The organism is Synechococcus lacustris str. Tous (assembly GCF_003011125.1).
Lineage (GTDB): Bacteria > Cyanobacteriota > Cyanobacteriia > PCC-6307 > Cyanobiaceae > Synechococcus_D > Synechococcus_D lacustris.
In genome coordinates, this window is record NZ_PXVC01000070.1 from 1 (window position 1) to 9,664 (window position 9,664).

Consider the following 9,664-nt stretch of genomic DNA (forward strand, 5'->3'; position numbering starts at 1 on the left):
ACGCCAAGTTGTTAATGGCGTGTTGTTGCCTGCATTACAGCTGCTAAGTTCTTTAATTTTGTTAATTAGCCTCTCTTTTGTTTTGCTTGCATTGGCATGGGTAGTGGTATTCCCCACCCTTTTATTCATGCTCTTCGTATATGGGATCCTTTCCTATTGGGTACGACCCCGTTTGAAAAATAATGCTGAGCTTATTGTTTCCGCCCAGCAAAATTCAATTAAGCTTATTCAGCAAACATTTTCTGGGCTTAGAGAATTACGTTTGCTAGGTTTAGGCTCAACCAGAGTTAGTATGTTTGCTAGCCTTGATAGGATGATGCGTCATAGAGAGGCTGAAAACATCACAATTGGAGGTTTGCCACGGTTTGTGCTTGAACCAACAATGATGGTGGCAATAGCTTTAGTGGGTGCGCTATTTATTGCTCATGGTGTTTCGCCGATCCAAATTTTGCCCCAAATTGGCTTGCTTGCCTATGGTGCGCAAAGATTACTTCCATTGGCACAACAACTATGGAGTGCTTGGAGTTCATTAAGTGGTTGTAAAGCAGTTCTTATGCCGTTATTGTTACTAATTGAGCAGCCACAACAGGTTTCAAGTTCGCGTGATATATTTAATTTTATGAACTGGAAAATGTTAGAGCTTTGCTCTATTAGCTATCAACATACTYCTAGTTCTCGTCCGCTTCTAAAGAAATTTAATTTTTCAATTAGCCCTGGCGAATGGCTTGCCTTGGTTGGTCCAAGTGGCAGCGGTAAGAGCACAGCCCTAGACCTACTAATGGGATTATTGCAGCCTGATTCGGGCCAATTACTTTTAGATGGAAATTCTTTGACTATTGCTACCCCTTTGCTTTCTGCTTGGCAGCGAGGTATTGCYTATGTTGGGCATCAGCCACCTCTTTTTGGCTTTACTGTGCGCCAGGCAGTGCAGGCTGAAATAAATTGTGAACCAGCATTTTTTGCGGCTGCAGTTGAAATCACAGAAATTACTGATCTCTTGGATAGACCTTTGGGTGAAAGAGGCCAGGCCTTAAGCAGCGGACAACTGCAAAGAGTTGGGCTTGCACGAGCTCTTGCTAGTAACCCTAAACTACTGATTTTAGATGAGGCCACAAGCGCATTAGACACGTTTTCGGAATTGAAAATTTTAAAATGTATTCAACGCATTATGCCAAGTTTATCRGTTGTGCTTGTGAGTCATCGACCAGATTGTTTGATAATCTGTAACAGAACAATTAACATGCTAGAGTTTATTTAATTCCTYTAAATCTATTTTAAACCCCAAATACACCTAGTTGGCGTTCCTGCTCCTTTCGCCATGATTCATAGCCTTCAAGCCAGAAAACAYTTGCAGTTTGATGGTACACCRGAGTATTTTCATTTGGATAAGCGGAAAGTATCTTGCTTTCGCTAGGATAGAATTTTGTTCGATCAGCAATTACTCTTAAACATTTATTGTACTCTTCACCTCCCCTTTGCATGATTTCAGGCTCGTTTAAACCGTAATATTTTAATATTCCTATCGACCACCCATGGGCGCCAAAGTCTTGTACTGGTGTTTGGCTACGCTTGTTAAGAAATGAATCTGATTGATATATTTCTACAAAATTTTCTAAAACAGAATAAATGGCCGGATGTTTTGGAATTGCTGCAAAGACGTAGTTGCCAATTGCCCCTGTTTTGTTTTCAACAGTAACCACGAGCGAATCATTCTTGTCAATCCATTTGCTGGCAGGGCCCCTGCACTCTGTATCTAAATCAGCATATATTCCCCCAAGCTGATATACAACTGCTGCTCTCCATACATCAGCTTTCATCACACCGATGGGCAGTGATTTGTACATGCTAAAAAAATTTGTATCAAAGTAATCCCTTATAAAATTTTCRCAYTGTTGATCGTTGCTATATCTRTATTTGTGATGTGGATTGTGGGTGGTCCATGATTTGATGTTTTTAATTGCTCTTTCGGGGGGCCTAGMTGTTTTATAGGTTTGCCAAATAATTTTGGGTATCATATTTTTGTGCTCATTTTACTATCTGCAAACCTAGRCTTATGTCAACTATGCCAGTGCCACTCCAGTGGCCAAATGATGTTAGGTCAAGCTTTGGTGATGAAATTGATCGCCAACATTCAACCATTGGTAGTAAATGAATATCATCAAGTAATAACCAACGGGGCTGTTGCGATAATTTAGCCGCTGCCAAAAGGCTAAGAAAAGCAGGGTCTTGTTTGACGCGACTAAAGCGTTCCTCTTGGGCTGCGCAGCGAATTTCACCATCCACCACTTGGGCAGCGGCACTGTAGTGATAATAAGCCGAGAGGTCAAGGATTTTCATTGCTTTGGATTCTGACAGCTACTGGCTTGAGCCATTCAGCTCTGCCGGGCACATGAACTCTTAAGGCGTAAATATGGGCAATAGAGGGGGGTTGACGATCTATACGAGCATCAGAGGGGGAACTCAGATAGTTTCTCCAGGCTTAAGGAAAGATTCTCGCTAAGCGCTACCCCCTGAAATGCGTTCAAACCATCGGCTTGGCATTGCTCTAATTGGCTGAGGCTCCAAATTTGCGCCTGTGGCTGCTTTAAAAATCCTTGCAGCACCTGTTCTTCCCTGCTGTCCACCACCAGCAGCCAAGGTTGTTTGGGCYTTTKGTTGTGTAACAGCAGCCTTTGACCTAACCATGAGGCCAGGCCAGCAAGCACTAAAAAAGGAATTTGCTGGCTGCGCAACCCCGTAACTGTTACCTGGAGCCCCAGCAACCACGACCCCCCTAAAACAGTTGTTAGCAGCAACAGGATCAACAGCAGCAACAACAATCCCTGATAGCGCTCACCCCGTGGTTGCTCTGATGGTTTGGAGTAGCGGCCGATTAAATAGGAAAAGGCAAGCCAAAGCCCTAGATAACTGGGCACAGCAAGTCCCCCCTGGGGCCAATTGCCGTGGTGCCAGAAATAAACAAGGCCGTAGCTAAGCGGCACCATCAGGGCATCCCAGGCGGCTGATGCCAGCATCGGCAGCCTTTCTTGAAGCCATGGGGCCCGCAGTTGCATCAGCGTTGCTGGGCAAAAGCCGCTGGAAAATCGCAGGCAACTTGAGCTAATCCAGCCYTAAGAGGAATTGCCGCCTGCCAGCCAAGCTGATGCAGCCGGCTGCAATCAAGCAGTTTGCGGGGGCTGCCATCGGGTTTGCTGGCATCCCATTCGATTTCACCATTGAAAYCAATGCTGGCTGCAATTTGTGTTGCTAATTCTTTAATKCTGATTTCATSGCCACTGCCCACATTTAGAAATTGCAATGGGTTGCCTTGCCTATYTTTAGGGGCATCAGCTCTACTGGGATCCCAATAWTTTAAACAAAAAAGTGATGCGGAAGCCAGATCATCCACATGCAGAAATTCACGCTTTGGTTTGCCGCTACCCCAACAGCAAACCCTTGGTGCTCCGCTTTGCTGCGCTTCATAAAATCTCCTCAGCAGCGCTGCCATCACATGGCTATGGCTGGGGTGATAGTTATCGCCAGGTCCATAAAGATTGGTTGGCATCAGGCTAATTGCATCAAAACCATGCTGCTGACGCAGGGCCGCGCAAAGCTTTATGCCAGCGATCTTGGCGATTGCATACCATTCATTAGTTGCTTCTAAGGCACCTGTTAACAGCGCTTCTTCTTGGATCGGTTGCTCAGCAAATTTTGGATAAATGCAGCTGCTACCAAGAAATAACAACCGCCTCACGCCACTGCGCCAGGCGGTTTCAATTACATTATTTTGAATTTTTAGATTATCAAGTAAAAAATCAGCTGGATAACTATTATTAGCCAATATTCCGCCCACCCTGGCCGCTGCTAGCACCACCACTGTGGGTTTATTTTCTGTGAACCATTGCTGCACTGCTGCTGCATCAAGCAGGTTTAATTCCGTCCTTGGGGCAGTGAGCAGATTTGTGTATTGGGCATTRMTCAGGGCTCTACATATGGCKCCACCTGCCATGCCGCGATGGCCGGCGACAAAAATGCGATCGTTTTGATTAATTAAGGCCGGAGGGGGATTCATTCCTGGGCTGCCCCCACCACGGCAAAGCCCTTGCGGCGCAGATAGGCCTCTTTTTTTGCTTCCTCGCGGTCTGTTGCGATCATTTCCGCCACCAATTCCTCCAAGGTTGTGGTGGGTTGCCAGCCCAATCTCTGATGGGCCCTGCTGGGGTCTCCCAAAAGGGTTTCCACCTCAGCTGGCCTGAAATAGCGCGGATCAATGCGCACCACAACAGYGYCAKTGTCTGCGCGGCGGCCAACTTCCTCAAGGCCTTCCCCATCCCAGTTGATGGCCCCCCAACCCAATTCAGCGGCGCTGAGTTCAATAAAACGACGCACCGATTCCTGCCTACCGGTGGCGATTACAAAATCCTCCGGCTGCTCCTGTTGCAACATGCGCCATTGCATCTCCACATAGTCGCGGGCGTGGCCCCAATCCCTTAATGAATCGAGGTTACCCATGAATAAACATTGATCTAAACCTGCATCGATGCGGGCAAGGCCCCTAGTGATCTTGCGGGTAACAAAGGTTTCACCACGCCTTGGGCTTTCATGGTTAAAAAGAATGCCATTACAGCAATACATTCCATAGCTTTCGCGGTAATTAACCGTGATCCAATAGCCATAGAGCTTTGCCACGCCATAGGGGCTGCGGGGATAGAAGGGGGTGGCTTCCGTTTGGGGTATTTGCTGCACTAAGCCATAGAGCTCACTGGTGCTGGCTTGATAGATGCGGGTTTTRGTRGTTAACCCCAGCAGCCKCACCGCCTCAAGGATGCGCAGGGTGCCAAGGCCATCGCAATTAGCTGTGTATTCCGGCTCCTCAAAGCTCACGGCCACATGGCTTTGGGCGCCGAGGTTGTAGATCTCATCGGGTTGCACCTGTTGAATRATGCGGGTGAGGTTGCTGCTGTCGGTGAGGTCGCCGTAGTGGAGCTTGAGGCGTGGATCAGGCTCGTGGGGATCTTGGTAAAGGTGATCAATCCTTTGGGTGTTGAAGCTGCTGGCCCGCCGTTTGATCCCATGCACTTCATAACCTTTTTGCAGCAGTAATTCCGCGAGATAGCTGCCGTCTTGGCCKGTRATKCCKGTTATTAAAGCAATTTTKGGCGGCACTGTTCTTKAGTTGTGARTAGTGCCYATCACTTTATGGGKGAGAATGCCGCCCATCGRCCTCCACCCCATGCACACCCCAACCCCCCGCAAGATTTGCTGCATYGGGGCTGGCTATGTGGGTGGGCCCACCATGGCTGTGATTGCCGATCGCTGCCCTGGGATYCAGGTAACGGTGGTGGATCTAAATGAAGCGCGCATCGCCGCCTGGAACCACCCTGACCTCAGCAAACTRCCGGTTTATGAACCTGGTTTAGATGCGGTGGTGGGCAGGGCAAGGGGCCGCAATTTGCACTTCAGCAGCGMTGTTGATCAAGCGATCGCCAGTGCAGATATGGTGTTTCTATCGGTTAATACCCCAACAAAAAAGCGGGGGGTTGGGGCTGGYCAAGCTTCGGATTTGCGTTGGATTGAAGCCTGCACCCGCCAGGTGGCAGCAGCAGCTACCGGCCACACAATTGTGGTTGAAAAAAGCACCCTGCCAGTGCGTACGGCTGAAACCGTGGCGGCGATCCTGGCGGCGGCAGAACAGGACCCAGCCCTGCCGCAAAAAAGYTTTTCGGTGTTATCCAACCCTGAATTTTTGGCGGAGGGCACTGCGATTAGTGATCTGGAAAATCCCGATCGMGTGTTGATTGGTGGTAAYGATCCCAGCGCCCTTGATGCCCTGGCGGCGATCTACGCCAATTGGGTGCCAGTGGAGCGAATTCTGCGCACAAACCTATGGAGTAGTGAATTATCMAAGCTCACTGCTAATGCTTTTCTGGCCCAAAGGATTTCATCGATTAATTCAATTGCGGCCCTCTGTGAAGCAACCGGCGCCGATGTGCGTGAAGTGGCCCGGGCGATTGGTAGCGATAGCCGMATCGGTGCCCGCTTTTTRCAAAGTGGGCCTGGATTTGGTGGCAGTTGCTTTCAAAAAGATATCCTCAATCTTGTGTATCTATGYGGYCACTACGGCCTCAAGGAAGTGGCCCACTACTGGCAGCAGGTGGTGGATCTCAATAATTGGCAGCAGCAGCGCATCGCCCAAATGGTGGTGCAAAAATTATTTAATACCGTTACTGGTAAACGGATTGCAATGCTTGGTTTTGCCTTTAAGGCAAACACAAACGACACCCGTGAATCACCATCTATTTGTATTGCAAAACAGTTGCTAGATGAAGGAGCTCAGCTCGCAATTTTTGATCCAAAGGTAAGCCCAGATCAAATCAGCCTTGATCTAGGCCAACCGGCGGGATCGGGGGAGGCCAGTTGGAGGGAGGCATCGGATAGCCTTGATGCATGCCAAGGGGCCGATGCGGTTTTGATTCTCACCGAATGGGATCAGTTTCGAGAGCTCGATTGGCATGCGGTTGCAGCGTTGATGCGCAAACCCGCCTGGCTTTTTGACGCGCGAGCGATTGCCGATGCCAAGGCCGCAAGGGCCGCTGGTTTGCAGGTTTGGACCGTGGGGGAGGGYTGAGATGACAATGCGTCATTTAGTAACCGGTGGTGCAGGTTTTGTGGGTTCGCATTTAGTTGATAGGTTGATGGCCGCAGGTGAGGAAGTTATCTGTTTAGATAATTATTTCACCGGTAGGAAAGATAATATTCGCCAGTGGATCGGCCATCCGAACTTTGAATTGATTCGCCATGATGTAACTGAACCAATTCGCTTAGAGGTGGATCGTATTTGGCATTTGGCGTGCCCTGCTTCACCTGTGCATTATCAATTTAATCCAATAAAAACTGCTAAAACAAGTTTCCTTGGTACCTACAATATGCTCGGCCTAGCAAGGCGAGTTGGGGCAAGGTTGATGTTAGCTAGCACCAGTGAGGTGTATGGCGATCCCGAGGTGCATCCCCAGCCGGAAAGCTACCGCGGTTGTGTAAATACGATCGGCATTCGCAGTTGCTACGACGAAGGTAAGCGCATCGCTGAAACCCTATGTTTTGATTATCAACGGATGCATGGGGTGGAGATAAGAGTGGTGCGTATTTTTAATACCTACGGCCCCCGCATGCTAGAAAATGATGGAAGGGTAGTTAGTAATTTTATCGTGCAGGCCCTGCGGGGTGAACCATTAACCCTATATGGCGATGGTATGCAAACCCGTTCTTTTTGTTATGTGGATGATTTAGTGGAGGGCTTTTTGCGTTTGATGGAATGCTCCCATACGGGGCCAATAAATATTGGCAATCCAGGTGAATTCACGATTAAACAACTGGCTGAATTGGTGCGTGATCGCATTAATCCGCAATTGGACTTGGTATATCGCCCATTGCCCCAGGATGATCCAATGCAGCGCCAGCCCGTAATTGATTTAGCCCGTGAAGTATTGGCGTGGGAGCCCAAGGTTTCCTTGCAGGAGGGGTTAGAGCCCACCATTGCTGATTTTCGCCGCCGCGTGGCACCTAATTAACCGGCATCAAATAACTTTTTACCCTTAGCTGTTTTTTGTTGGCGGTGACGCCTTGCTTCCCTTGAAGTGAATTGACTAACAGTTGGGTTGCCATACACGCCATCCACATGGGCCACCTGTTCCCATAGGTCGCGGGGTGCCCATTTCACGGTGTGGGCAATTTTATCGTGGCGAATAACATGGCACCAACGGCTGCAGCCACATTCGCTGCAATACAACTGCTCAAGCCATTCATTACTGAGCACCAGCACCGGATAGGCCTGGATTATTAATTTTGCTTTAGTTGCCTTAATGCCTCGGATCACCAATTGCTCTGGGCTGAGCAGGTGTAGGAAGTACTTTTTGCCACCCCCCACTAAAAATTCATCCGGGTGGCTAGGGCAAAACAGCTCCCTCCGTTTCGGGCGGCTGCGTTGCCTGCCACCTTGCACTGCAGTTGTTGTCACTGGTTTTAGGTTTAGGCCGAACCAACGCCCACATAGGCGCCATAGAAGAACAAGCCCACCACAAAAATCACGGCCATGCCGCCGGCGGTAGCCACCAGCCACAGGGGTAGGGGGCCTTCTGTCCAGCGGCTGCGCCATGGCACAGCCGGACGGCCATCRGGTAAACGATCTGGAACGCGACCGTCGGGAAGCGAAGACTTCTTGCTGCTCATGGCTAGGCCTCAGTTAAAGAAGTAGCTGGAAAAAAGCACACCGGTAACGAAAATGAACAGCAGCCCCAGGTAGAGGCTGGTGCGGTTCAGTTCAACCGGCAGGTTGTTTGGATTTGGATTGCGATCCATGGCTGGTGTTAGCGGCGGACGAATTGCATAGCAGCTAAGGCGCCCAGGAAAAAAACCGTGGGGATACCTAAGGCATGGAGCGAAAGCCAACGCACCGTAAAAATCGGATAGTTGCGGGGCGTGGTGGGGGAGGAGGTCATCGGCTTTAGTTCTTGAGGCGCAGATCAAGTTGGGATTTGCCCTCGAAGCGCTGGCTCACCACAGGGGCTTTTTGATCATTTGCTTGGAAATAGGCATCCGGCCGCGGGGTGCCGAAGGCGTCGTAGGCAAGGCCAGTGCTCACAAAAAGGAACCCWGCCAGGAAGATCGCCGGCAGTGTTACGGCGTGAATCACCCAGTAGCGGATGCTTGTAATGATTTCGAAGAACGGGCGTTCCCCGGTGGAACCGGCGGCCATCGCAACTCTCTTATCAGCTGAATAATCCTAAGGGTTGGGATCCGCCAGAAGGCGGAACAGTTACACAGTGTCAGCCGATCCAACGCAGCAAGGTGCCCCGTTCACCCAGGGCAAAGCCCTTGCCATCTTCTAAAAACAGCAAACGGGTGAAGTTGCTTGGTGTGGCAGCCCCCACCGCATCCCTTTGCCAATGGGCTCCACCGTCACTGCTTTGCAGAAGGGTGCCGCTGCCGCCACCGGTCCAAATCGTGCCGTTTGGATCCCAAGCCATATCCAAGTAGCCAAAGCCATTGGTGATCGGAATMACCGGCTTGCTCCAATCCTCTGGGTTGCTGCCATCGGGGTTAAAGCGCAGTTGGGCGCCGCGGGTAACCATCCACAGCTTGTTATCGGGTTGAAAACCCATCGTTTGCACCCTTTGGCTGCTCACCCGGTTGTGGGGTTGCCACACCTGATCGCCCGGGTTCCAGGTGGAAAAGAAATTGCCGAGGCCACTCACGCTCACATAGCTGCCCTCTGGGCTGCGGCGCAGATCGCGCACKGCTCCAGCTGCATCACTAACTTCCGCCTGCCARCTCTTGCCGCTATCGCTGCTGCGGTAGATCGCCCCCACATTGGTGGCCAGTTCTGCCTTGTTGCTGCCGATGGCGGTGATCAGATATGGATCGCCGGGCAGTTTTGTGTCCAGCAGCAGGCGATTCCAATTCTGGCCGCCGTCATTGCTATGCAGCAGCAAGCCCGGCTGGCCGGCAATCCAGCCCTCCTGGCCAAGAAAATCAATGCTGATCAGGCGGAAATTTTCCTCCGCAGGCAATTCCAAGGCCCTTTCTTCCCAACTGTTGCCACCGTCATTGGTTTCCATCACCAGGCGGTTGCTGCCCACTAAAAAACCGTGATTGGCATCTGTGAAAGCCACATCCAAGGGATTTGCGC

General features: G+C 50.2%; 14 protein-coding genes. 3 read left to right on the top strand and 11 right to left on the bottom strand.

The window, feature by feature from the left end; all coding sequences use genetic code 11:
* On the top strand, positions 1–1,258 hold a 1,258-nt coding region (locus C7K08_RS11030), incomplete at its 5' end, for an ABC transporter ATP-binding protein (protein ID WP_117434644.1).
* 16 nt (positions 1,259–1,274) lie between these two features.
* On the opposite strand, the gene C7K08_RS11035 is transcribed toward C7K08_RS11030, so the two are convergent.
* The 5 genes from C7K08_RS11035 to gmd form a co-directional block, all read right to left on the bottom strand.
* A complete protein-coding gene (locus C7K08_RS11035; protein ID WP_106500668.1) occupies positions 1,275–2,015 on the bottom strand; it encodes a glycosyltransferase family 32 protein in 741 nt (246 codons plus the stop codon).
* A gap of 10 nt (positions 2,016–2,025) precedes the next feature.
* Positions 2,026–2,337, bottom strand: a complete 312-nt coding sequence (locus C7K08_RS15880; protein WP_106500669.1) for a hypothetical protein — start codon at positions 2,335–2,337, stop codon at positions 2,026–2,028.
* A 110-nt stretch (positions 2,338–2,447) separates the two neighbouring features.
* Positions 2,448–3,053, bottom strand: a complete 606-nt coding sequence (locus C7K08_RS11045) for a hypothetical protein (protein WP_106500670.1) — start codon at positions 3,051–3,053, stop codon at positions 2,448–2,450.
* Positions 3,053–4,051 carry a GDP-L-fucose synthase family protein gene (locus tag C7K08_RS11050; protein WP_106500671.1) on the bottom strand — a complete coding sequence of 333 codons (999 nt, stop codon included), beginning with the start codon at positions 4,049–4,051 and terminating at the stop codon, positions 3,053–3,055. Before C7K08_RS11050 ends, C7K08_RS11045 begins: the two co-directional genes overlap by 1 nt.
* Positions 4,048–5,145 (bottom strand): GDP-mannose 4,6-dehydratase, encoded by a 1,098-nt coding sequence (gene gmd / locus C7K08_RS11055; protein ID WP_241537221.1) that lies wholly within the window; start codon positions 5,143–5,145, stop codon positions 4,048–4,050. The genes C7K08_RS11050 and gmd overlap by 4 nt, the downstream gene beginning before the upstream one ends.
* Positions 5,146–5,212: 67 nt before the next feature.
* Between gmd and C7K08_RS11060 the strand changes: the two genes are divergently transcribed.
* The gene (locus tag C7K08_RS11060) at positions 5,213–6,607 is read left to right on the top strand and encodes a nucleotide sugar dehydrogenase (protein WP_106500679.1); all 1,395 of its coding nucleotides are present in this window, start codon (positions 5,213–5,215) and stop codon (positions 6,605–6,607) included.
* A gap of 1 nt (position 6,608) precedes the next feature.
* Positions 6,609–7,547 (top strand): UDP-glucuronic acid decarboxylase family protein, encoded by a 939-nt coding sequence (locus C7K08_RS11065; protein WP_106500673.1) that lies wholly within the window; start codon positions 6,609–6,611, stop codon positions 7,545–7,547.
* On the opposite strand, the gene C7K08_RS11070 is transcribed toward C7K08_RS11065, so the two are convergent.
* The 6 genes from C7K08_RS11070 to C7K08_RS11095 form a co-directional block, all read right to left on the bottom strand.
* Entirely contained in the window at positions 7,544–7,993 is a 450-nt protein-coding gene (locus tag C7K08_RS11070) for a hypothetical protein (protein WP_106500674.1), read from the bottom strand. The genes C7K08_RS11065 and C7K08_RS11070 overlap by 4 nt on opposite strands.
* 11 nt (positions 7,994–8,004) lie before the next feature.
* Positions 8,005–8,205, bottom strand: a complete 201-nt coding sequence (locus C7K08_RS11075; RefSeq protein ID WP_106500675.1) for a photosystem II reaction center protein J — start codon at positions 8,203–8,205, stop codon at positions 8,005–8,007.
* A 9-nt stretch (positions 8,206–8,214) separates the two neighbouring features.
* Positions 8,215–8,334: a photosystem II reaction center protein PsbL gene (gene psbL, locus C7K08_RS11080; RefSeq protein WP_106500676.1), complete on the bottom strand. Its 120-nt coding sequence runs from the start codon at positions 8,332–8,334 to the stop codon at positions 8,215–8,217.
* 8 nt (positions 8,335–8,342) lie between these two features.
* Positions 8,343–8,474, bottom strand: coding sequence for a cytochrome b559 subunit beta (gene psbF, locus C7K08_RS11085; RefSeq protein WP_106500677.1), 132 nt, complete (start codon positions 8,472–8,474; stop codon positions 8,343–8,345).
* Positions 8,475–8,479: 5 nt separating this feature from the next.
* Entirely contained in the window at positions 8,480–8,731 is a 252-nt protein-coding gene (psbE, locus tag C7K08_RS11090; protein ID WP_106500678.1) for a cytochrome b559 subunit alpha, read from the bottom strand.
* Positions 8,732–8,801: 70 nt separating this feature from the next.
* On the bottom strand, positions 8,802–9,664 hold an 863-nt coding region (locus C7K08_RS11095), incomplete at its 5' end, for a photosynthesis system II assembly factor Ycf48 (RefSeq protein ID WP_106500680.1).